The 23,186-nt window shown below is 72.0% G+C and carries 18 protein-coding genes; 5 read left to right on the top strand and 13 right to left on the bottom strand.

Features of this window, described 5'->3' with window-relative positions; genetic code table 11:
- A complete protein-coding gene (locus ACFY36_RS35225; RefSeq protein ID WP_499750211.1) occupies positions 1–3,000 on the bottom strand; it encodes an AfsR/SARP family transcriptional regulator in 3,000 nt (999 codons plus the stop codon).
- Entirely contained in the window at positions 2,997–5,972 is a 2,976-nt protein-coding gene (locus ACFY36_RS35220; RefSeq protein ID WP_499750210.1) for an AfsR/SARP family transcriptional regulator, read from the bottom strand. The genes ACFY36_RS35225 and ACFY36_RS35220 overlap by 4 nt, the downstream gene beginning before the upstream one ends.
- A gap of 276 nt (positions 5,973–6,248) precedes the next feature.
- On the opposite strand from ACFY36_RS35220, the gene ACFY36_RS35215 reads away from it, so the two are divergent.
- Positions 6,249–6,761 (top strand): hypothetical protein, encoded by a 513-nt coding sequence (locus ACFY36_RS35215; RefSeq protein ID WP_499750209.1) that lies wholly within the window; start codon positions 6,249–6,251, stop codon positions 6,759–6,761.
- A 3-nt stretch (positions 6,762–6,764) separates the two neighbouring features.
- Here the strand turns inward: ACFY36_RS35215 and ACFY36_RS35210 are convergent, their stop codons facing one another.
- Entirely contained in the window at positions 6,765–7,922 is a 1,158-nt protein-coding gene (locus ACFY36_RS35210; RefSeq protein WP_499750208.1) for an ROK family transcriptional regulator, read from the bottom strand.
- A gap of 52 nt (positions 7,923–7,974) precedes the next feature.
- On the opposite strand from ACFY36_RS35210, the gene ACFY36_RS35205 reads away from it, so the two are divergent.
- Entirely contained in the window at positions 7,975–9,183 is a 1,209-nt protein-coding gene (locus ACFY36_RS35205; protein ID WP_499750242.1) for an MFS transporter, read from the top strand.
- Here the strand turns inward: ACFY36_RS35205 and hisC are convergent.
- The 3 genes from hisC to hppD all read right to left on the bottom strand — a co-directional run bounded on the left by hisC (position 9,180) and on the right by hppD (position 12,721).
- Positions 9,180–10,262: a histidinol-phosphate transaminase gene (gene hisC / locus ACFY36_RS35200; protein ID WP_499750207.1), complete on the bottom strand. Its 1,083-nt coding sequence runs from the start codon at positions 10,260–10,262 to the stop codon at positions 9,180–9,182. The genes ACFY36_RS35205 and hisC overlap by 4 nt on opposite strands.
- Before the next feature lie 145 nt (positions 10,263–10,407).
- Positions 10,408–11,508 (bottom strand): RDD family protein, encoded by a 1,101-nt coding sequence (locus ACFY36_RS35195; RefSeq protein WP_499750206.1) that lies wholly within the window; start codon positions 11,506–11,508, stop codon positions 10,408–10,410.
- A 58-nt stretch (positions 11,509–11,566) separates the two neighbouring features.
- Positions 11,567–12,721 carry a 4-hydroxyphenylpyruvate dioxygenase gene (gene hppD / locus ACFY36_RS35190; RefSeq protein ID WP_499750205.1) on the bottom strand — a complete coding sequence of 385 codons (1,155 nt, stop codon included), beginning with the start codon at positions 12,719–12,721 and terminating at the stop codon, positions 11,567–11,569.
- Between the two features lie 208 nt (positions 12,722–12,929).
- Between hppD and ACFY36_RS35185 the strand changes: the two genes are divergently transcribed.
- Together ACFY36_RS35185 and ACFY36_RS35180 are read left to right on the top strand one after the other, a co-directional pair.
- Entirely contained in the window at positions 12,930–14,234 is a 1,305-nt protein-coding gene (locus ACFY36_RS35185; RefSeq protein ID WP_499750204.1) for a PQQ-binding-like beta-propeller repeat protein, read from the top strand.
- A gap of 70 nt (positions 14,235–14,304) precedes the next feature.
- Positions 14,305–15,975 carry a fumarate hydratase gene (locus tag ACFY36_RS35180; protein ID WP_498692800.1) on the top strand — a complete coding sequence of 557 codons (1,671 nt, stop codon included), beginning with the start codon at positions 14,305–14,307 and terminating at the stop codon, positions 15,973–15,975.
- Positions 15,976–16,231: 256 nt separating this feature from the next.
- Here ACFY36_RS35180 and ACFY36_RS35175 read toward each other — a convergent pair whose 3' ends face one another.
- Genes ACFY36_RS35175 through ACFY36_RS35150 form a run of 6 tightly spaced genes read right to left on the bottom strand, consistent with a single transcriptional unit; the run spans position 16,232 to position 21,248 of the window.
- Positions 16,232–16,528 carry a GntR family transcriptional regulator gene (locus ACFY36_RS35175; protein ID WP_499750203.1) on the bottom strand — a complete coding sequence of 99 codons (297 nt, stop codon included), beginning with the start codon at positions 16,526–16,528 and terminating at the stop codon, positions 16,232–16,234.
- Positions 16,529–16,563: 35 nt separating this feature from the next.
- A complete protein-coding gene (locus ACFY36_RS35170; RefSeq protein WP_499750202.1) occupies positions 16,564–17,703 on the bottom strand; it encodes an acyltransferase family protein in 1,140 nt (379 codons plus the stop codon).
- Between the two features lie 37 nt (positions 17,704–17,740).
- Positions 17,741–18,814: an outer membrane protein assembly factor BamB family protein gene (locus tag ACFY36_RS35165; RefSeq protein ID WP_499750201.1), complete on the bottom strand. Its 1,074-nt coding sequence runs from the start codon at positions 18,812–18,814 to the stop codon at positions 17,741–17,743.
- Between the two features lie 14 nt (positions 18,815–18,828).
- Positions 18,829–19,287, bottom strand: coding sequence for an SRPBCC family protein (locus tag ACFY36_RS35160; RefSeq protein ID WP_499750200.1), 459 nt, complete (start codon positions 19,285–19,287; stop codon positions 18,829–18,831).
- Between the two features lie 30 nt (positions 19,288–19,317).
- Positions 19,318–20,406, bottom strand: coding sequence for a fumarylacetoacetate hydrolase family protein (locus ACFY36_RS35155; RefSeq protein WP_499750199.1), 1,089 nt, complete (start codon positions 20,404–20,406; stop codon positions 19,318–19,320).
- On the bottom strand, positions 20,403–21,248 hold the full coding sequence (locus ACFY36_RS35150; protein ID WP_499750198.1) for a hypothetical protein: 846 nt from the start codon (positions 21,246–21,248) through the stop codon (positions 20,403–20,405). The genes ACFY36_RS35155 and ACFY36_RS35150 overlap by 4 nt, the downstream gene beginning before the upstream one ends.
- 88 nt (positions 21,249–21,336) lie before the next feature.
- On the opposite strand from ACFY36_RS35150, the gene ACFY36_RS35145 reads away from it, so the two are divergent.
- Positions 21,337–22,500 carry a homogentisate 1,2-dioxygenase gene (locus ACFY36_RS35145; protein WP_499750197.1) on the top strand — a complete coding sequence of 388 codons (1,164 nt, stop codon included), beginning with the start codon at positions 21,337–21,339 and terminating at the stop codon, positions 22,498–22,500.
- On the opposite strand, the gene ACFY36_RS35140 is transcribed toward ACFY36_RS35145, so the two are convergent.
- Positions 22,494–23,147, bottom strand: a complete 654-nt coding sequence (locus ACFY36_RS35140) for a hypothetical protein (RefSeq protein ID WP_499750196.1) — start codon at positions 23,145–23,147, stop codon at positions 22,494–22,496. The two genes, ACFY36_RS35145 and ACFY36_RS35140, sit on opposite strands and share 7 nt — an antisense overlap.
- Positions 23,148–23,186 lie beyond the last annotated feature (39 nt).

The following is a 23,186-nucleotide window of genomic DNA, read 5'->3' as shown; positions in this document are numbered from 1 at the left end:
TCACGCCCTTATCGTCTCTCCCTCGGCCCCGGTGCGCAGATGATCCTCGCCACCGAGTTCGGCGATCAGCTTCGCGACCTCGTGCCGTTCGGGCGCCTCGAGCGCCGCCAGCGCCGCCGCGGCCCGGGCGAGCAGCCGCCGCGCCTCGGCCGGGTCGTCGCCGGCCAGGCATTCGGCCAGGCCCGCCTCGGCCACCGCGGTCCCATGGGCCAGCCGGAACCGCCGGCCGAGCCGCAACGCCTCCTCGAACGCGGCCCGCGCGTCCCCGCGGTCACCGGCCAGCAGCAGCGTCGTGCCCAGGCCGTGCTGCAGACGCGATCTCTGCCGGGGGTCGTCCAACGGCGTGGCGATCTCGAGGGCGCGCCGGTGAAGGGCGAGGGCCTCCTCCAGATCGCCCTCACGGGCCGTGAGCAGGGCCAGATCGTGGTACGCCTCGGCTTCCGCGTACGGCGAGTGGCCCCGCTGGATCTGCCGCAGACCGGCCGTCAGCTGCCGGCGCGCGGCGGCGGCGCTGACCGCGCCGAGCCGGTGTTTGGCCACGGCGATGTTCGTCAGGCTGTCGCCGATCCGTACCGGATCACCCTTCTCGATCAGCGCCAGCAACCGCAGCCGCTCGTATCGCAGCGCCTCGGCGTAGCGCCCGAGGCGCTGACAGCCGAGGGCGATCGCGTTCAGCTCGTCCGTGTCCGTGCCCCGGCCCACACGCGGCGAAGGCATCCGCCGTACCTCCAGGGCGAGCTCGATGCTCTTCGTCCACCGGCCGGCGTTGTGGTGCACGTTCGCCAGGTTGACCAGCGAACGCCGGATCGCTTCCTGATCGCCGAGCTCCCGCTGAATGGCGAGGCACCGCTCCAGGAGCCGCGTCGCCTCGTCGACCTCGGACCGCCGGAAATGGGCCGACGCGAGGTAGTTCAGCATGGAAGCGGTGGCCGCCCGGTCGCCGGCGCGCTCGGCCACCTCGAGCGCCCGCTGGTGGGTGGCGCGGATGTCGTCGGGATGTCCACGGCGGAAGAGGTAGAGCCATGACGCCCGGGCCAGTTGCCACGTGTAGCGGGCGAGTTCCGGCTCGCCGGCCGCCGCGTCGATGTATCCGAGCAACTCGGGCCGCTCCCGTTCGAGCCGGGCGGCCGGGTCCGTCACGGCGGCGAGAAGATCGGGCCGCAGCGGCACGGGACGGCCGAGGTCGTGGTCGAGCCGCTGCCGGTACGCCGCCGCGTTGGTCGCCGCCGCGGCGTGCAGCTGGAGGTCGAGGACGCCGCGCAGCGCCTCGGTGCGCTCGGCGGGCGTCAGCTCGGCCGCGAGCACGGCCGCGAACTCGCGCAGCAGGTCATGCAGCCGGTAGACCTCCGGCTCGCGCTCGTCCAGCAGATGGACGTCGATGAGATCGTCGACGGTCTCCCGCGCGGCGTCCAGCGGCAGGCCGCTGAGCGCGGCCACGGTGAGCACGTCGACCTCGGTGGCGGGACAGACGCCGAGAAGGCGGAAGACCTGCCGGGCGGGCGCGGTGAGGTGATCGAACGAGACGGCGAAGGCGCTCGCCACCGATCTCTCCTCGGCCGCGAGCTCGGGCAGGGCCGACTCGCGCAACCGCCGCACGAGATCGGCCACCCGCCAGCGCGGGCGGTGGGCCAGGCGGGCCCCGGCCAGCCGGACGGCCAGCGGCAGCCCGCCGCAGCGGCGCACCACCTCGGCCGCCGCCTCCGGTTCGGCGCCGACGCGCTCGCCCGCCATCCGGGCCAGGAGGGCGATGCCTTCGCCGGGCGCCAGCACGGGCAGGGACTCCGTGTGCGCACCGTCCAGACCGGACAGTCGCCGCCGCCCCGTGACCAGCGCCAGGCTCCCCGGGCCGGTCGGCAACAGGTCGGCCACCTGTGCGCTGGAGGCCGCGTTGTCGAAGAGCACCAGGACCCGGCGCTCGGCCAGCTCGGTGCGCCACAGGCCGATCCGGTCGACCAGGGCCGAGGGGATCCGCTCGGCCTCGACGCCGAGCTGGCGCAGCAGCACCAGCAGCGCGGCTCCCGTTTCGACGGGCCGCTCGGCGCTGTGCCCGTGCAGGTCGACGAAGAGGTGCGCGTCGGGGTAGCGGTCGCCGATCAGGGCGGCCACGTGCAGCGCCAGGGTGGTCTTGCCGCTGCCGGCCATGCCGTCGACGACCGCCACGGCCGGGCCCGGGCCCGCCGCCTCGATGGTCGCGACGAGCCGTTCCACCACAGCCGTACGCCCGACGAAGTCGCCGACCGTTCGGGGCAGGCAGCGCACCTTTCCGGCCTCACCGGCGCGACGGGGAGCGCCGCCGGTGAGGATCGCCGCGTGCAGGTCCCGCAGCTCCGGGCCGGGGTCGAGGCCGAGCTCGTCGCGGAGCGCGACCCGGGCACGCTGATATTCGGCGAGGGCGTCGGCCGTTCTCCCCGCGCGATGCAACGCCAGCATCAGCTGACCGCTCAACTTCTCCTGCAGCGGCCATCGATCCACCGCGGTGGCCAGCTCGCCGAGCAGATCCCGTTCGTGGCCGGCCGCGAGCTCCAGCTGAACCCAATCCACGAGGGCGTCGACGTGCCGCTGGTCGAGGACGGCCGCCGCGAGCTGGACGGCGTGGCTCTCGATGCCGGCCAGCGCGTCGCCCCGCCACAGGTCGAGGCCCTGCCGCAGCTTCGCCGGGTCGTGGTCCTCCCGGCCGGCCGCGGTCAGCCGGCCGAATTCCGCCGCGTCGAGCTCGCCCGGCGCCGGGTCGAGCCGATATCCGGCCGGGTCGCTGTGGATGACGCCGGCCGGCAGCACCCGGCGCAGCCGGGAGACGCAGGTCTGCAGCTGGCCGCGCGCGGTCGCCGGCGGATCGGCGCCCCACACCGCGTCGGCCAGGACGGCGATACCGAGCACCCGGCCCGGATGGAGCAGCAGCATGGCGAGCACGACGCGGTCACGGCCCGCCGTCACGATGACCTCCTGTCCGTCCACTGTGACGGACAACGGGCCGAGGACGCGGTAGCGCGCGCTCGTCACCCGGCATCACCGAGAGCGGCCAGCGATTTCTCGACGTCGCGCAGCTCGGGCGCGCCCAGGGCGGTCAGCGCGGCGCGGGCCTGGTGGAGCAGCCGCCGGGCCTCGGCCCGGTCGTCGCCGGTCAGGCAGTCGCCGAGCGCGGCCTGGGCCAGGGCGATCCGATAGGGCATGCGGGCCTGCCGCCCGAGGCGCAGCGACCGCTCGAACATGGTCCGGGCGGCCCCGTCGTCGCCGGCCAGGCGCAGGGTGACGCCCAGGCCGTGACAGAACCGGGACTCCTGCTCGCGGTTGTGCACCTGCTCGGCGAACTCGACGGCCCACCGGTGATCGGCGATCGCCTCGGTCAGCTGCCCCTGTGGGGCCAGCAGCAACGCCAGCTCGTACCGGGCCTCGGCCACACCGTGCGGATATCCGGTCCGCTCGATCGCCCGTAACGCGATGCGTACCTGCCGGGCGGCCGCGGCCACGTCGATCAGGCCGAGCTGGTGTTTGATCACCGCGATGTTCACCAGGCTGTCGCCGAGCCGGGCCGGGTCGCGGATGTCCCACTGCACCATCAGGCGCAGCCGGTGGTAGCGCAGCGCCTCGCGCAGACGGCCGAGGCGGTGGTGACCGTTGGCCAGCGCGTTGAGCTGGTTCGGGTTGTGCGGCACCGAGCCGAGCCGGCGCACGTCGAGAGCGATCTCGATGCCCCGCACCCATCGCCCCGCCTCGTGGTGGACCATGGCCAGGTTGGCCATGGCGCGGCCCAGGCCGACCCGGTCGCCGAGCTCCCGGTAGATCACGATGCACCGCTCCAGCAACGGCACCGCCTCGTCGTTGCGGGACCGGCGGCACAACACCGAGGCCAGGTAGTTGAGGGTCACGGCCGTGGCCGCGGGGTCGCCGCCGTCCTCGAGCATCGCCAGGGCCCGCTCGTGCAGGCCGTACACGTCGTCGAGGTAGGCCGAGTGGTAAAGGTGCCGCCAGCTCGCCCGGGGCAGCCACCAGGCGTACGGGGCCAGCTCGGGGACAGCGGCCGCGGCTTCCACGTACGCGCCGAGGTGGAGCCGTTCCCGCTCGAGCCGGGCGGCCGGATCGGTCACGGCGCCCGACAGGTCCGGCCGGAGCGGGACGAGCCGGCCGATGTCCCGTTCGAGGTTGACGCGGTACGCCCGCAGGTTGGTCGCCGCCGCGACGTGCAACTGGAAGTCGAGCACGCCGCGGAGCGCCTCCAGCCGTTCGGCGGGCGGGATCTCGGCCGCGAGCACCGCCGCGAATTCGCGCAGCAGGTCGTGCATGCGGTAGACACCGGCCTCGGGCTCGTCGACCAGGTGGACGTCGACCAGATCGTCGAGGAGGTCCCGCGCGTCGCTCAGCGGACAACCGCTCAGCGCGGCCACGGTCAGCGCGTCGAACTCGGTGCCGGGGCAGGCCCCGAGCAGCCGGAACACCCGTTTGACCGGATCGGGCAACTGGCTGTACGACACCGCGAAGGCGCTGGCCACCGACCGGTCCTCGGCCGCCAGCTCGGGCAGCGCCGCCTCGCCGAGCCGGCGGACCAGGTCGGCGACCCGCCATCGTGGACGGTGGGCCAGCCGCGACCCGGCCAGCCGCACGGCCAGGGGCAGGCCACCGCAGCGCCGGACCACCTCGGCCGCCGCCTCCGGTTCGGCGCCGACCCGATCGCCGACGATGCGGGCCAGCAGGGTGACCGCCTCGTCGTGCGGGAGCACGGCCAGCGACTCGGGGTGCACGCCGTCCAGCCCGATCAGGCGCCGCCGCCCGGTGACCAGGGCCAGGCTGCCGGGCGCGGTGGGCAACAGGTCGGACAGCTGAGCGCTGGAGGCCGCGTTGTCGAACAGCACCAGCACCCGGCGTTTGGCCAGCTCGGTGCGCCACATGCCGACCCGGTCGACGAGATCGGGCGGGATCCGCTCGGCGTCGACGCCGAGCTGTCGCAGCAGGACCAGCAGCGCGGCGGCCGGGTCGAGCGGCCGTTCGGCGCTGTGCCCGAGCAGGTCGACGAAGAGATGCGCGTCCGGATATCGCTCGCCGAGCAGGGCCGCCACGTGCAGAGCGAGCGTGGTCTTGCCGCTGCCGGCCATGCCGTCGATCACCGCGACCACCGGCTGGTCGCCGGCCGCGGCCCCGATCGCGGTCACCAGGCGGTCCACCGTCTCCTGCCGGCCGGTGAAGTCGCCGACCGTCCGCGGCAGGCACCGCACGGGCCGGCCGGCCGCCGGCAGGTCGCCCACCAGCATCGCCTTGTGCAGTTGCTGGAGGTCGCCGCCGGGCTCGATGCCGAGATCGTCGCGCAGCACCTGACGAGCCCGCCGGAACTCGGCCAGCGCGTCGGCCTGCCGCCCGGAACGGTGAAGCGCGGTCATCAGCTGCCCGCGCAGGCGTTCCCGCAGCGGGTAACGCTCCACCAGGCCGGTCAGAACGCCGACCATCTCGCGCGCGTGGCCGGTGGAGAGCTCCAGATCGGCCCACTCCTCGGTGGCCGACGCGCACCGCTCGTCGAGCACCGCCCCCGCGCTGCGGACGGCCTCGCTCTCGGCCTCGGCCAGGGCCGGACCACGCCAAAGATCGAAGGCTTTCCGGTACGCCTGCCGGGCCTCCTCGGGGTCGCCGGCCGTCCGGGCCACGGCCACCAGGCGGTCGAAAGCCGACACGTCGAGCTCGTCCGAAGTCGGATCGATCCGGTAACCGGCCGGATCGGTGCGAATCGCGCCGGATGGCAGTATCCGCCGCAGACGGGAAACACAGGTCTGCAGTTGACTGCGGGCCGTGACCGGCGGATCGGCGCCCCACACCGCGTCGACCAGTTCGCCGACACCGAGCACACGTCCGGGACGCAGCAACAGCATGGCCAGCACGATGCGGTCACGGCCGGCCGTGATGGCGATGTCCTGCCCGTCCACGGTGACGGACAGTGGCCCGAGGATGCGGTAGCGCATGCCGGTCCACCAGCCCTCCGATCGAGACATCGAGCTTAGTGGAGGCGGCGATAGCGTGACGACAGCGGAACGAGAGCGGCCTTCGGCAGTCTGGGTGTCGCCGCCGCACCGGGGATGTATCACATCGCCCCAGCCCGGTGCGACGGCGCAGCTCGACGGGGGACATTCAGCTCGTTCGCGGCGGCAAACGCGGGCGGGCTGTTTGTGCGCCCGGGGTATCTCGGTGATCACCGTCGGTTGGACGATGAGGCGAGCGGAACGTAGCCTCGGCGGGGCCCACGCACCCGGACGAACAGGATCCCCCTCATGCGACGCGCCCTCCTGGCCGTGATCGCCGCCGGCACCCTGCTGGCCGGCGCCGCCTGCGACAGCGACGCGGACAGCTCCGACGCGGCCGCCGCCCCCACGCCGAGCGCCTCACCGAGCGCCTCCCCCGAACCGGACTATTCGGCGAACACGGCGCTGGTCTGCGGCAACTTCCAGAAGCTGTACTCGGCCGAGCTCAAGGACTTCGGCGCCGCCATGGGCAAGATGATCACCTACAAGGAGGCGAAGCAGACGGCCGAGGCCAAGAAGGCCGAGGACGCCGCCACCGCCAAGCTGAAGGCCGTCGCCGCGAAGATCCGCGCCGACACCGCCACCGCCGAGGACCCCGAGTTCATGGCGGCCGGGCAGACGTCGGCGGCCAAGGTCGACGCCAGCGTGGTCGACCGGAAGTACATCACCAAGATCAAGACTTTGAAGGACCTCAACGGCACGATCGAGGCCCAGTTCACCGAGTGGCTCAGCCCGGTGGCCGGCTACTGCGCCCCCAGCTGATCGTCAGGTGAGCTGGGGGATGAGGCCGGACCAGGCCTCTTCGGCAGCGCCGGCGATGGGCCCGTCCGGGCCCAGAGCCGCAGGCCGGATGGGTGGCGGATCGGCGCGGTGGATCGCCATGAGGCCCGCCCGGTAGGAGGCCTGGATCTCGGGATCGGCGGCGGCCAGAAGATCGGGGCCCACGCCGCCGAGGGTGACCAGGTCGGCGTCCAGGGCGTTGATCAGGCCGGCTATGCCGCGGCCGAGAGCGGCCGCGGCCGTCCGCACCGCGACCTGCTCGGGCGACGAAGCAGGCGATGAAGCAGGCGATGAAGCAGCCGAGGCGATGACGCGGCGGGCGTAGCTCATCGGGTCGCGCGGCGGCGGATGGCCCAGATGCCGGGCCAGGGCGCTGCCGTCGACGGCGGTGCCCCAGCAGCCGTGGGCGCCGCACGGGCAGGGGACCGCCGGGTCTCCGAACGGCATGTGGCCGAACTCGCCGGAGGTGCCGCGGGCGCCGGTCAGCAGGCGGCCCTGGTCGACGATCGCACCGCCGAGGCCGCCCGCGATGAGCAGGTGCACGGCCACCCGGGCGCCGCTCGCGGCCCCGCGAGCGGATTCGGCCGCGGCGGCCAGGCTGGCATCGTTGCCGGCCACGAGGAGCGGCGGGGTCCCGGGCCAGAGGGTGGTCAGGTCGACGTCGTGCCAGCCGACGTTGGTGGCGTCCAGGCGCAGGGCGGGGGTCACCGTCCCCGGGACCGAGACGCCGAGGGCGCGCAGCCGGCCGGGATATCGCCGCTGCCATCGGCCGATCTCGGCGCGGATCGTGGCCGCCACGGCCGGCCAGGATGCGATGCGGCTGTCGTCCACCGCGTGATCGCCGGAGGCGGAGGTCAGAACGCCGCCGCCGAGTTCGGTCAGCTGGAGGCGCCAGCCTTCGTGGGTGACCTCGGCCGCCACCACCAGCGGGCCGGCGGAGTGGGCCGCCAGCGTGGTGGTGGGGCGGCCCCGGGCGCCGCTGGGCGCGGCGGGCGCCTCGGCCAGCAGCTGGGCCTGTGACAGGCGGGCGACCAGCTCGGTGGTGGCGCCGGTGCCTATGCCGAGCCGGCGCGCGGCGTCGGCCCGGGTCACGCCGGGGTGGGCGTGCACGACCCGGAGCAACTGGTGTGAGCGCGTCGTCACAGGGCAACCACTCCTTTTACTCGTTCTAAGAGTTTATTCTTCGGCGGTGACCATGAACCGTCCGGGGCTCGCCGTTCTCGGCGCCTCCACCTTCTTCTACGTGACCGCGGAGACCCTGCCGGTCGGGCTGCTCCCGCAGATCGCCGACGGGCTGTCGGTGGACGAGGCGCACGTCGGGCTGCTGCTGACCAGCTACGCCGTGGTGGCGGCGGTCAGCACGATCCCGTTGACGGCGCTGACCATGCGGGTGCCGCGGCACACGCTGATCGCGATCACCATGGGGATCTTCGTGGTGTCGCAGGCGGCGGCCGCGTTCGCGCCGACCTTCCTCGTGCTGACGCTGGCGCGACTGGTCTGCGCGCTGGCGCACGGGGTGTTCTGGTCGGTCATCGGGCCGGTCACCGCGCGGCTGGCCCCGCCCGGCCAGGCCGGACGGGCCACGGCGCTGGTCTTCGTGGGCAACTCGCTGGCCATCGTGCTCGGCGTGCCGCTGGGCACGGCCCTCGGGCAGTGGCTGGGCTGGCGGACGGCGGTGGGCGCGATGGCGGCCGGTGGCGCCATCTGCGTACTGCTGCTCATGCGCGTTCTTCCGGCCCTGCCGCCGCTTCCGCACGATCTGAACGTCCGGGCCGGCGCCCAGCTGCGCGCGGCCGTCGGGATCATCCGCGATCGGCAGGTGGCCGCGCTGTGCCTGATCACCACGGTGCTGGTCATCGGGCATTTCGCCGCCTACACGTACATCGCGCCGCTGGTGCGCCGGGACGCGGGACTGGAAGGCGTCGCGCTGAGCGCTCTCCTTCTGGGGTACGGGGCGGTCGGGCTGGTCACGAACTACGTGCTGGGCCGCCACTCGGACCGGCGGCCGGGCCAGATCCTCGCCGGTCTCCTGATCGTGCTGGCGGTCGCCGCGGCCACGCTGGCGCCGGTGCTCGGCGTCGTGCCGACCGTGGTCGCGGCACTGCTGTGGGGCGGCGCCTTCACGGCCATCCCGGTCTTCCTGGCCAGCTCGGTGCTGCGGATCGTGCCCCGGGCCCGCGACGCCGCCTCCGCCCTCTACGTGGTCGCCTTCCAGGTGGGTATCGGCGGCGGCGCCTTCCTCGGCGAACGCCTGGTCCGCGCCGGCCACCTCGGCACGCTGCCGCTGGTGACCGCGGCCCTGGCCGTCGTGGCCGTGCTGCTCGTGGTCACGATCGGCCGGCGGGTCTTCCCCGCCCGGCTGAGCGAGGAGGACCATCACCGGATCGAGGCGCAGGTCCTTTAGCTTTCGAGAGCCGCTTCCGCCGCGGCCAGGAAGAGGTCGTTCTCCTCGGGGGTGCCGATCGTGACGCGGACGCCGTCGGTCTGGAACGGGCGCACGATGACACCCCGGCTCTCGCAGGCCTGGCCGAACGCGGCCGAGCGGTCGCCGAGCGGCAGCCAGACGAAGTTGGCCTGACTGGCCGGCACGTCGATCGAAAGCTTGCGCAGCGCCTCGGTGACCCGCTCCCGCTCGGCGACGACGAGCGCGCACCTCCGCCGCACCTCGTCCTCCTGCTGAAGGGCGGCCAGCGCCGCCGCCTGGGCCACGATGCTGGTGGAGAACGGAGTCAGGACCTTGCGGATCGCGGTCGCCTCGTCCGGCTGCGCGACCAGATATCCCATCCGCAGGCCGGCCAGGCCCCACGCCTTCGACATGGTGCGGAGCACGACGACGTTGGGCCGGTCGGCGTACGTCTCGATGCCGTCCGGAACGTCCGGGTCGGTGACCAACTCGCGGTACGCCTCGTCGAGCACCACCAGCACGTCCGACGGCACCGCGGCGAGGAAGCGGTCGAGCTCGGCCTTGCGGATGGCGCTGCCGGTCGGGTTGTTCGGGTTGCAGACGAAGACCAGCCGGGTCCGGTCGGTGATCGCCTCGGCCATGGCGTCCAGGTCGTGCCCGTGCTGCGGGGTGTTCGGGACCCGGACGCTGGTCGCGCCCACGCCGGCCGAGATGATCGGGTACGCCTCGAACGAGCGCCACGAGTAGACGACCTCGTCGCCGGGCAGGGCGGTCGCCTTGACCAGGATCTCGGCCAGCGCCACCGAGCCGCAGCCGGTGACGATGCGGTCGGCCGCGACGCCCAGGCGCTCGGCCAGCGCGTCGCGCAGCGCCGCCGAACCCATGTCCGGGTAGCGGTGCGAGGAGAGCATCGCCTCGGCGACCGCCTCGGCCACGCCCGGCAGCGGGCCGTAGGGCACCTCGTTGCTGGCCAGCTTCACCGCCTCGGCGATGCCGAGCTCACGGGTCAGGTCGGCCAGGTTGCGGCCGGGCACGTACGCCGGGAGGCCGTCGAGGTCAGCACGGGTGAGGCGAGTCATACAGCTCAGTCCTTAGGTCCGATCAAGGGTGGTGGGTGGGGTGGTCGGATGGCTTAGGTCCGATCAAGGGTGGTGGGTGGGGTGGTCGGATGGCTTAGGTCCGATCAAGGGTGGTGGGTGGGGTGGTCGGATGGCTTCGGTCAGGTCAAGGGCGGTGGGCGGGGTGGTCGGACGGCTTCGTGTTGGCGTCGACCGGTTGGCGGTTGTCCGGCGGCAGGGCGATCACGACCGTACGGGCCGTCTTGTCGTGGAACGCCTGCCTGAGCTGCTGGTCGAAGACCGGCGAGATGCAGTCGATCAGCTGGAGCACGAAGCCGATGCCGGCACAGCCCCAGGCCGGTGTCCAGAGGCCGAGCCGGGCCCAGCGCCCGAACGCGCGGCCGAAGCCGAGCGGCTCGGTGTTCTCGACCGCGACCACCTTGATGCGCATGATCTTTTTGCCGAGGGTCTGCCCGCTGCCGGCGATGGCGGGCGCCTCGTAGGCCAGCCAGAGCAGGGTCGCGACGATCAGCATGGCCCAGAGCAGGCCGTCCATCCGCCCGTTGGCCTGCACGTCGAAGGCGCTGCCGCCGTTGGCCATCTCGTCGAGGGTGGCGCGGTAGATCGGCGCGAACTCCTTGGCCCACTGGTACGCGAACCAGCCGTTGACCACGACGTTGAGCAGCAGCACGGCCAGGATGTCGAGCAGCCGGGCGACCAGGCGCGGACCGAGCCCGGCCAGCGCGTAGCCGTGCGGGCGGGCCTGCACGGGGTACATGGCCGCGCGCATGCCGGGCGGCATCCGCTCCCACCCGGGCGGCGGCTGCCACCCCGGCGGGGGCTGCCACCCGGGCGGCGGACCGGGCTGCTGCGGCCAGCCACCCGGCGGCGGCTGCTGCCAACCCTGCGGGGGCTGCTGCTGCCATCCGGGCGGCGGACCGGGCTGCGGCGGACCGGGCTGCTGCGGACCGGGCTGCTGCGGACCGGGCTGCTGCCATCCCGGCGGCGGCCCGGACGGTTGCTGCCAGCCCCCGGGAGGCCCGGTCACCGGAGGGCCGGCCACCGGCGGACCGGGCTGCGGGCCCGGCGCCGGCGGCACGGAAGCGGGAGCGGCCGCCGGCGGCGGCTCCTCCTCGACCGGCGGCGGGCCGTCGGGCGGCGTCGCGTCGGCCGGGATGGCCTTGCCGAGCCAGCCTTCACCGTCCCAGTAGCGCTGGGTGTCGGGGTCGGCCGGGTCCTTGTACCAACCGGCGGGCAGCGAACTCATGGAAGAACCTTAGCGACCTGGGCCTGGGCGATTTCTGTGTGCGGCGACCAGGTGAGTCTTACAGATTGCCCCGCAGTTCCTGCTCCCGCTCGATGGCCTCGAACAGCGCCTTGAAGTTGCCCTTGCCGAAGCCGAGCGAGCCGTGCCGCTCGATGAGCTCGAAGAACACCGTGGGCCGGTCCTGCACGGGCGCCGTGAAGATCTGGAGCAGATAGCCGTCCTCGTCCCGGTCGACCAGGATGTCGCGCTTCTTCAGCTCCTCGATCGGCGCCCGCACCTCGCCGATCCGGGCCCGCAGCTCAGGGTCGTCGTAGTACGAGTCCGGGGTCTTCAGGAACTCGACGCCGGCCTGCCGCATGGCGTCGACCGCGCCGATGATGTCGTTGGTGGCCACCGCGACGTGCTGGGCGCCGGGTCCGCCGTAGAACTCGAGGTATTCGTCGATCTGCGACTTGCGCTGCGAGACGGCCGGCTCGTTGAGCGGGAACTTGACCTTGCGGGTGCCGTCGGCCACGACCTTCGACATCAGGGCCGAGTAGTCGGTGGCGATGTCGTCGCCGATGAACTCGGCCATGTTGGTGAAGCCCATGACCCGGCGGTAGAACTCGACCCACTCGTCCATGCGGCCCAGCTCGACGTTGCCGACCACGTGGTCGACGGCCTGGAAGAAACGCTTGGGCTGCAGGCCGGCGTCGATGGCGGGCTGACGGTCGACGATCGGCTCGCGGGCCACGAAGCCGGGCAGGAACGGGCCGTCGTAGCCGGAGCGGTCGATCAGCGTGTGGATGGTGTCGCCGTAGGTGGCGATCGCGGCGACCCGGACGGTGCCGTGCTCGTCCTTCAGGTCGTACGGCTCGGTGACGCCCCGCGCGCCGGCGCGGGTGGCGTGCTTGTACGCGGCGTCGACGTCGGGCACCTCGAGCGCGATGTCGCGGATGCCGTCGCCGTGCTTGGTGACGTGGTCGGCGCCGGGCGCCCCGGCGTGCACCGAGCCGGTCAGCACGAACCGGGCCGAACCGCTGACCAGGACGTACTCGGCGTGGTCGCGATATCCCTGCTCGGGGCCGCGGTAGGCGACGAGCTTCATGCCGAAGGCCGTTGAGTAATAGTGGGCGGCCTGCTTGGCGTTGCCCACGAGAAACTGAAGATGATCGACGCCCTTGACCGGAAAGACGTCGGCGGTGCGGGTCCCGTGTTCCATCGTCTGCGTCATTGGCCGAGGTTGTCCCAGGTCACAGCGCTGGGGCAACAGTTGCTCCCCGGGTTGGGCAGTCTGCGCGATCCACTCCCCGTGACGTCATCCTCACAGTGCAACTTGCACAGTCCACGCTCCGCCATAGGTGATCTTCAGGACATAAGCGCTCGACACGGGCGGATCGAGATCCATCGTCCGGGTGATTGACCTGGCTAGCGTGTCGCGCATGGCGTCGGGTGGCAGCCCCTGGAAGGGCTACGCGCTGGTCGCGATCGTGATCGTGGTCGTGCTCGCCACCACCGGGGTGTGGAACCCGTGGCCGAACGTCTGGAACTGGGTCAACACCAGCGAGCCGATCGCCGGCGACGCGGCCCGGTGGCAGCAGCGGATCGGCGGCAGCCCGCAGAGCGTCGCGATCGCCGGCGACGCGGTGGTCGTCGAATATCGGACGTCCGTCGAGGCGTACGGCATCACCGCCGGGGTGAAGCTCTGGGAGAGCGACGCCGACTGGGCCTCGATCGCCGGCGACGGCGACGACGCCGTGGTCGCCACCGGGCGGCTGCTCACCAAGGGCTACCAGGTGCTCGATCCGCACAGTGGGACCGTGCTCCGATCGGACGACGCGGCCACCGCCGTGTGGACGTACAGGAACGCTCTGTTGGATCTTCATTGCTCGAAGGGCAGTGACTGCCAGTTGACCGCCTGGGCGCCACGCGGCAGCAAGCCGTTGTGGACCGTCGACACGGGCGGTATCGGGTTCGTCCTCAACGCCGCCAATCCGGATCTGCCCGACACCCGGCAGCTCACCGCCGACCGGGTCGACGACGACGTGGCCCGGCCGCGTCAGATGCCGAGCCTGATCGGGCTGCCGGACGACGGGAAGGTCCGGGTGGTCGACACCGCGACCGGCCGGGTCGCGCAGACCGTCGAGCCCGCGCAGGATCAGCGGGTGGCCATCGCGGGCGGCCGGGTGCTCACCATCACGGGCACGCCCGGCGACGGGACCTGCTATTACAGCGTCGTGGCGACCGATCCGCCCTCGACGTCGCCGGTCTGGAAAAAAGAGGGTCTCAACCTTCGTACGGCCGAGAACGGCTCCAACTGCAAACAGGAACGCGACCCCGCCGGCGGCGAGGACGTGCTGCTCGGCGTCGACCCGGTGGGTCGCGAGGAGCTGCTCGCCGGACATGACGGCCGGGTGCTGTGGCACGGGGCCAAGGGCGAGAACGTGCTCGCGGTGAACGACAACTACGCCGTGATCCGTAACGCCGCCAAGAACACGTTCCGTGGCTATGCGTTCGGCCGCAATCACACCGTGTGGTCCCGTCAGGTGGGCGCGAACCCGTCGACGGCCCTCACCCCGTACGCCGCCCTGGTTGTCAGTCGGAAACCGGACCGGATCGTCGCCATCGCGCCCGGATCGGGACGGCTGCTGGCCGACGTGCGCACCGACGCCGAGGTCTTCGCGGTCGGACCAGGGGGAATGATCGCCGTCGCCGGGCGCGACATGGCGTACATCCCCTGGGCTTGACCCAACTGGTATGTGAGCAAGGGCGGAGCGGTTCGCGAACCCCCCGGCGGCTGTCCTAGGCTTGCCGCTCATGAGCAGAGGCGCCGCATTCACGTACTCGCCGCTGTTGCCCACCGGCGACGACCTGACCGAGTACCGATTGGTCACGGACGAAGGTGTGGATGTCGTCGCGGGCCCGGGCGGGCGACAGTTCCTGACCGTCGAGCAGTCGGCGATCACGCAGCTCACCGCCGAGGCGATGCACGACATCGCCCACTACCTGCGCCCGGCCCACCTGTCGCAGCTCCGGTCGATCATCGACGACCCGAGGGCCTCGGCCAACGACCGGTTCGTCGCGCTCGACCTGCTGCGCAACGCCAACATCGCGGCCGGCGGCGTGCTCCCGATGTGCCAGGACACCGGCACGGCGATCGTGATGGGCAAGCGCGGGCGCCACGTGCTGACCGACGGCACCGACGAGGAAGCCATCGCCCAGGGCGTCTACCAGGCGTACACCCGGCTCAATCTCCGCTACTCGCAGCTGGCCCCGCTCACCATGTGGGACGAGCGCAACACGGGGTCGAACCTTCCGGCCCAGATCGAGCTCTACGCGGAGGACCCGGGCGGCCAGCCCGACGCGTACAAGTTCCTCTTCATGGCCAAGGGCGGCGGCTCGGCCAACAAGTCGTACCTCTACCAGGAGACCAAGGCGCTGCTGAACCCGGCGCGCATGATGGAGTTCCTCGACGAGAAGCTGCGCCTGATCGGCACGTCGGCCTGCCCGCCCTACCACCTGGCCGTGGTCATCGGCGGCACGAGCGCCGAGCACGCGCTGAAGACGGCCAAGCTGGCCAGCGCCAAATATCTCGACAACCTGCCCCGGCACGGCACGATGGCCGGCCACGGTTTCCGCGACGTCGAGCTGGAGGCGGCGGTCCTCGAGCTGACCCGCGACTTCGGCATCGGCGCCCAGTTCGGCGGCCGCTACTTCTGTCATGACGTACGGGTGATCCGCCTGCCCCGCCACGGCGCGTCCTGCCCGGTGGCGATCGCGGTCTCCTGCTCGGCCGACCGCCAGGCCCTGGCCAAGATCACCCCCTCCGGCGTCTGGCTCGAGCGCCTCGAGACCGACCCGGCCCGCTTCCTGCCCGACGTCGACGTCAGCAACGAGCCGGTGGTCAAGGTCGACCTGAACCGCCCGATGGCCGAGATCCGGGCCGAGCTGTCCCGCTACCCGGTGAAGACCCGCCTCTCCCTGACCGGCCCACTGGTGGTGGCCCGCGACATCGCCCACGCCAAGATCGCCGAACGCCTGGACGCCGGCGAGCCCATGCCGCAATACCTGCGCGACCACGCGGTCTACTACGCCGGACCGGCGAAGACCCCCGAGGGGTACGCCTCGGGCTCGTTCGGCCCGACGACGGCCGGCCGCATGGACTCGTACGTCGAGAAGTTCCAGGCCGCCGGCGGCTCCCTGGTCATGCTGGCCAAGGGCAACCGCTCGGGCCAGGTGACAAAGGCCTGCCAGTCGTACGGCGGCTTCTACCTGGGCTCGATCGGCGGCCCGGCCGCCCGCCTGGCCCAGGACTGCATCCGCCACGTCGAGGTCCTCGAATACCCCGAGCTGGGCATGGAGGCGGTCTGGCGCATCGAGGTCGAGGACTTCCCGGCTTTCATCGTCGTCGACGACAAGGGCAACGACTTCTTCGCCGACGTGACCCGCCCCAACCCGCTCCTCCGCATCGGCTCGGGCCCTTCGTAGCCAGAACGGCTACCCGGCGGCTACACGCGCGAGCAGCGGGCGTGCCGCCACATCGGCAACGGCTGGCTGCTCGGTTGTGCCTACCATCGGTTCGACCGTGTCGGAAGGATCTTCGGCCGCGACCGGGACCGCGCCGCGGCCCGGAAGCCGACCACCGATCGGCGCACCCACAGGGCCGCTCCTTCAGGGCTGCCCGGCCGGCCGGCGGCGGGTGAACCGACTCGCCCGCGCGGGTTCGACGTTCTGTCCCTGGCGGTCAGCCTGAGCAGCATGGTCGCGGGCTGGCTGGCACTGTGGATCGGCCCCTGAAAAGGGCCTGCCGACTTCCTAGTCGCCGCCGGCGGGGGAGGACGAATGTCCCTCGCCCCGGAATAGTGGCGACCAGACCCCGCTCGCGGAGAAGCTCGACCGCGTGGCGGGCAGTTCCCCGGGCGATGCCGAACTCCTGCACGAGCGCGGTCTCGCTGGGGATCGGCCGGTTCGGGATGAGGGGACGGCAGCGCGGCCGGACACCGGAGGCTCGGCTCGTGGCCAAGGCGAACGTACGGCACATCGGTAGTGCGCCGAGCGTTCGCCTGTTTCTCGAGGTTAACGCTGGCCGGGAGTTCGGATGCGGTTCTCCTCGGCCCACTGGCGGCGCGGGGAGGGGCGGGCGTTCGTGAGGATCGGGAGTTCCTGCGTCACGTCCGCGGGCCGGGGCGGTTGAAGACGGCGGCGAAGGTAGGCCGCCAGCGGGCGCTCGGCCCAGCGATGGACCAGCCAGGCGACCACGAGCATGACGGCGATGGTGCCGAGCAGGACCAGCCAGTGCGGGGCGTGGTCGTGGGTGGCTCGGATGATCAGCCAGCCGATGTTCTGGTGCAGCAGGTAGAAGGGGTACGTCAGCAGGCCCGCCGTGGTCAGGAAGCGCCACCGGACCCGCGCCGTCCAGCCCAGGGCGACCACCACCATCACCGCGAAGAACGCCGTGACGATCAGGATGGCCGTCGTGTCCGAGAGCGGCGCCTTGATGTTCGCCTTCTCCGTCTGGGCCACCCGGGCGATCACGTTGTGCTGGGCCATCAGATAGGACGCCACCAGCAGGCCCCACAGTTTCAGGTCGTTTCCGAAGCGGTGGATCAGGTAGCACGCCATGCCCGCCACGAACAGCGGCGCATAGTCCGGCTGGAGCGTGGCGATCAGCAGCTTCTCGCGGCTCGTGTGGGCGATGACCGCCGCCAGCAACCAGCCGTAGCCGAACCACATGGCGCTCTGCCTGGTCAGGCCGCGCCACAGCAGCAGGGCGAAGAGCAGGTAGAACCTCGCCTCGGCCCACAGCGTCCAGTAGACGCCCTCGACTCCGTGCACGCCGAGCGGCCACTGGAGCATCGTCAGGTTGAGGAGCACGTCGCTGACGCGCAACGGCTGGGCCACCACCGGCCACAGGGCCACCACCGTGGCCGTGATGAGCACGGCCGGCCAGTAGGCGGGGAAGAGGCGGATGAAGCGGGAGCGGATGAACGCCCCGGTGTCGCGGCCCCAGGCGCTCATGCAGATCACGAATCCGCTGATCATGAAGAAGAGCTCGACGCCGAGCCAGCCGTACTGCGCGGCCTCGTGGACGCGGGCGACCGCTACCGCCGGTGGGGCGCCCCACGCGCCGGTGACGTCGTTGCGGCCGGCGAAGTGGTAGAAGGCCACCATGACGGCGGCGAACAGCCGGAGGCCGTCCAGGACCACGATGCGCATCTGTGGTTCAACGCCGGCGGGCGGCGAACGGTCGCGGTCAGATGGCGGCGATGATGACCGTGTCGGTGGTGAAGTAGTGGCCGGGTTTGCCGGGATCGGCCGGTCCGTCGCCGGCCAGGCGCTCGATGGCCACCCAGTGGTCGGTGACCTGCCACAGGCCCGGCTTCCAGGTCAGCTTCTCGGTGTCGACGGCGAGGGTGAGGTCCACGTCGCCCACCTTGAGGTGACGGTCGTCGGTGAGCAGCACCAGGCGGCCCCGCGAGGCGCCCAGCACCTGCGCGCCGGGCTGCGGCGGGATGGCGCGGCCGCCGGCCACCGTGCTGCCCTGCTCATCGAGCACAACCGCGCGTTTCGGACCGGTGCCGGTGGTCAACCAGCCCAGGCCCGCCACGTCGCGCACACCGCCGCAGCCGGAGGAGGCGACACCGCAGCCCAGAGGCGTGTAGGGCCCGGCCGGCCACCCGGCGACCGCCTGCCCGGTGGCCAGCGAGAAGACTTGCGATGTGCAGACGAACTGGCCGCCCGCGGTGGTGAACGCGTCCCCGCACGAGATCGGTGACGACCAGCGCTGAGCGCCCGTGGCGGCGTCGTAGGCGATCACCCGGCCGCCGCCGCTGACGAACACCGCCCCGCCCCAGGTGTACAGCCCGGCCGGGGCCCACACCGTCGCCGTGCCGGTTCGGTGCCCGTCGAACGGAGGCGCCGGAATGCCGCTCGACACCCGCCAGATGATCTTGCCGCTCGAGGCCGACAACGCGATCAGGGCACCGTCGGCCCAGCGGCTGATCACCGTGTCGCCGACGGCCACGACGCCGGAGAGCTGCGCGGGCCAGCGCCGCTCCGACCAGATCGCGGTCATCACGCTTTTCGCGTCGACCGGCGCGTCGGCCCGCACCTGACGTTTCGACGCGTACACCCGGATCGCGTCGGCGACGATCAGCGGGGCCTGGTTGGTGCGCCCGGTGACCTGCGGCGGGCGGGTCTTGGCGACCGGATAGGGCGCGGCCGCGGCCGACGACACCTCGGCCGGCGCCAGGACACGCCAGCCGATCACGGCGGCGACCAGGGCTATGACGAGCGCCAACGACGTACGGATCAGCACTCGGAGCACCAGAAGAGGTTATGTCAGGCGGCCGCCGCCAGGTCGTCCAGGTCGCGCCGGAGGGCGCCCTCGGCGGTCTCGGCGGCCAGACCCCCGAAGATCAGCGCGAGGATCCGCCCGGCCGGAGCGGTCGGGCTGCCGTCCTGCACCACTGTCACCATCGTGCCGCCGCGGTGCCGTCCGGAGACGATCGGCTGGAACGAGTACGTCATCCGGTAGTCGGCGCCGATGCCCGGCGACGTGACCACGAATCTGTCCGGCACCACGCACTCGAGCACCCGGAACTCCTCGGTGACCTCGCCTCCGTCGGCCATTTGCCGGGTTTCGCGCCATACGGTGCCCGCCCCGAAGTCCCCGTGGCTGCGGACCTCGACCCGGGTGACCGCGGAGAGCCACTCGCGGCGCCGGCTCAGATCGGTGAAGACCTGCCAGACCACCGCGACGGGCGCGTCGATCGGGCGGGTCACCACGACCGTCGACATAGCGTCACCTCCCATGCAGTCAGACAGTAACTATCCGACCACGATCCCGCTGACCGATCCGAGACCGATCTTTCCGTCGGCCGACGATCCGCTGATCACGATCTCGTCGCCGTCGAGCAGAAAACCGCGCCGCGAGCCGTCGGACAGGGTCACCGGCGAGGCGCCGTTCGCGGTCAGTTCGAGGAACGAGCCGACCTGGTCGGGGGCCGGTCCGGAGACGGTTCCGGACGCGAAGAGGTCGCCGGTCCGGACCGAGGCGCCGTTGCTGGTCAGATGGGCCAGCTGCTGGGCGGCCGTCCAATACATCGAGGCGAACGGCGGCGAGCTCACCACGGTTCCGTTCCAGGAGATCGAGAGCTTGAGGTCGTACGCCGATCCGGCCGGCCGCAGATAGCCGAGCGGCTCCGGATCTTGGGTGGGCGCCGGCACCGGGGCCAGCACGGAGAGCGGCACCACCCACGGCGAGACGGACGTGGCGAACGATTTGGCCAGGAAAGGGCCGAGTGGCCGATATTCCCAGGCTTGCAGATCGCGAGCCGACCAGTCGTTCACCAGCACGATCCCGAACACATGATCTTCAAACGAACCGGTGGAAAGACGGCGCCCCGGCGTGCCGACCACGAAACCGACCTCGGCCTCGACGTCGAGCCGCTCGGTCGCGCCATATGAACCGGCGCCGAGCTGGCCGTAGGGCCGCCGGATCGGCGTGCCCGAGACCACCACCGTCGACGACCGGCCGTGATAGCCGATCGGCAGGTGACGCCACTGCGGCGGCAGCCCGGGCGACGACGGCCGCAGGATCTGCCCGACGTTGAGCGCGTGCGCCTCGGAGGAGTAGAAGTCGGTGTAGTCGGCCACGTCGAACGGCAGGTGCAGCGTCACCGCGTGCAACGGGATCGTCGGCGGTCCCGACGCTACGTAGTCGAGGACGGCCTCCCGTGCCGCCGTCCACTCCGGACGCCCGGCCGCCATCAGCGGATTGAGCGACGACGCCGCGAAGTACCCGCCGAGACCCGACAGATCAACGACGTCGTTTCCCAGCCGTACGCCGAGACGCCGCTCCCCCCGGGGAACGCTGAACACTCCGTACGGCAGATTGTCGAGGCCGTAGCCCGTCATGAATAACCCCCGTTGATCAGGCCGAGCCGGACCAGCTCGGTGAGTGGCTCGACCACGTTGGCCACCCCGAAGCCGGTGAACAGCGGCCGCGGACCGTCGCGCTGGGCCCGGCACGCCTCGACCAGCGGCACCGGATGGGTCGCGGCCAGCACCTCGGCCACCTCGGCCACCTCGGCGCCCCGGTCGGCGGTGATCGAGGCGGTCAGCACGTTCAGGAAGCCGTGGTGGGTGAATCCGGTCTCGGGATCGGTGTGCCGGATGGCGTGCCGCAGACCGGCCGCGAGGCGGAACGGCAGCCGGCGGTCGCGGCAGGCGCACAGCACCGCGGCCAGCTCGACCGGCGTCGGGAAGAGCTCGGCGGCCAGCCCGCCGACCCGGAATTTGGGCGCTATCCGCAACCCGGCCGCGCGCGCCTCGGCGACGGCGTCGAGGGCGGCCAGCAGGCCCCAGCTGAGCGGGATCTCGGCGTACACCTCAAGGTTTTGATCCTCGCCCGCGAGGGCCCGCAGTTTGGTCAGGCCAGGCTGCGGGTCCTCGCCGCGACGGGCCACCGCGGCCTCGAGATGCAGGACCACAGCGCCGGCGGCCCGCAGTTTCTCGACGGCGACCGGCACGGCGCTGAACGGGACGTCGCCGACCAGGGCGACCGGAAGCTTCCCGGCGCGCAGGTCGGCGCCGATCAGCGAGGCGGGGACGAGCAGCGGCCCGAGCAGACCGGCGAACCAGCCGTCGCGATGTTCGGCGTGCTTGGCGACAGCATCGGTCACGCTGACCGGGCTCGGCGGCATCAGGGACGCGTCGTCCACCAGCCCGGCGAAGAGCGGAGGCACCAGCGTTGACACGAATCCGAACCTAATAGACGCTTCGAGAAGCGGACAACCACGTCCGCTATGTCGGTTTTGCCAATCAGGCGAACTCTGGGAGGCAGCGATGCCGTACTACCGCAGCGTCGGCGAGGTGCCGCACAAAAGGCACACTCAGTTCCGGCGCCCCGACGGCGGGCTCTACGCCGAGGAGCTGATGGGCCAGGAGGGCTTCTCCTCCGACTCGTCGCTGCTCTATCACCGGCACGCGCCCACCGCGATCGTCTCCGCGGAGACGTACGAGCCACCGGCGAGCACGCAGTCGCCCAACCTGCCCCTGAAACCGCGCCATCTGCGAACCCACAAGCTCGACGCCGGCCCGGCCGACGCGGTCCTCGGCCGCCGGCCGCTGCTGGCCAACGGCGACGTCCGGATCGGATACGTCGTGGCCGACCGCCCGTCGCCGCTCTACCGCGACGCCGTCGGCGACGAGTGCCTCTACGTCGAGGACGGCCGCGCGATCGTCGAGACCACCTTCGGCACGCTGGAGGTGGGCACGGGTGACTACGTGATCATCCCGACCTCGGTGGTGCACCGGATCGTGCCGCAGGACGGGCCCGTACGGCTGCTGACCATCGAGGCGACCGGCCACATCGGACCGCCGAAGCGCTATCTCTCGGTGCGCGGCCAGTTCCTCGAGCACGCGCCGTACTGCGAGCGCGACCAGCGCGGCCCCGGCGAGCCGTTGCAGGCCGAGGGCACCGACGTCGAGGTCTACGTGAAGCACCGGGCCGGCTGGACCCGGCACGTCTACGCTCACCACCCGTTCGACGTGGTCGGCTGGGACGGTTGCCTCTATCCGTGGGCGTTCTCGATCCACGACTTCGAGCCGATCACCGGGCGGGTCCACCAGCCGCCGCCGGTGCACCAGACGTTCGAGGGGCCGAACTTCGTGGTCTGCTCGTTCGTGCCGCGCAAGGTCGACTATCACCCGCTGGCCATCCCGGTGCCGTACAACCACCACAACGTCGACTCGGACGAGATGATGTTCTACACCGGCGGCAACTACGAGGCCCGCCGCGGCTCCGGCATCGAGCAGGGGTCGATCTCACTGCACCCTTCGGGCTTCACCCACGGGCCGCAGCCGGGCGCGGTCGAGCGCGCCCTGGGCGCCGAGGCCTTCGACGAGCTCGCCGTCATGGTCGACACGTTCCGCCCGCTGGATCTGTGCGAGGCCGGTCTGGCGGTGGAGGACACGGCGTACGCCTGGACCTGGAACCGCCCTCAGTGAAGAACCGAGACCTCGACCGTGATTGACGCCGGGAGCGGCTGACCGGAGGGGAAGGCCGGCACCCGCATCGCCATGACGTTGCCGCCGCGGTGCAGGCAGTAGCCCTTGCCCGCGGCGAGCTCGACGTAGCCGGGGCCGTAGGTCACGCCGTTGTCCTCGTCGCAGGCGTTCGGGTCGGTGAACGGATCACCGGTCGCCGGCCCGATCGTCGCCCGCTTCTCCAGCGGCTCGGCGCTCCACACCCGCTGGTCGGCGCCGGTACAGTTCTGCACCTTGTCGTCCTTGCCGGGCGTCGAGCAGAGCAGCGAGACGTCGCCGGTGTAGGCGTTCGTCCCGGCCCGCGGCGGCGAGAGCCAGAGAGCGCCCTGCGGATATTTGTCACCCGAGCCCATCGGCACGCTGACCGACAGCACCGCTGTGCCGAAGGCCTGCCGGGGCGGGGTCGAGGCGACGACGACGGACGGGCTCGACTCGGCCGGGCCCGTCTGGCTGCGGTAGAGGGTCACCGCGAACGTGCCCGCGGCCAGCACCGCCACCGCCAGCGCGGTGGCCAGCCGCCCGCGGGTGAGCCGCTCGCTGCGTACCACCGCGACGGTGACCGCGATCAGCAGCAGGACCGCCACACCGGCGATGACGAGATCGACCATGCCGACACGCTAGTGGGGCCGGCGCTGTTGATCAGCCCC

Origin of the sequence: Actinoplanes sp. NPDC000266 (genome assembly GCF_042899005.1) — a bacterium.
Lineage (GTDB): Bacteria > Actinomycetota > Actinomycetes > Mycobacteriales > Micromonosporaceae > Actinoplanes.
Note: the sequence above shows the minus strand (reverse complement) of the source record. Positions and strands in the feature narration are given on the sequence as shown.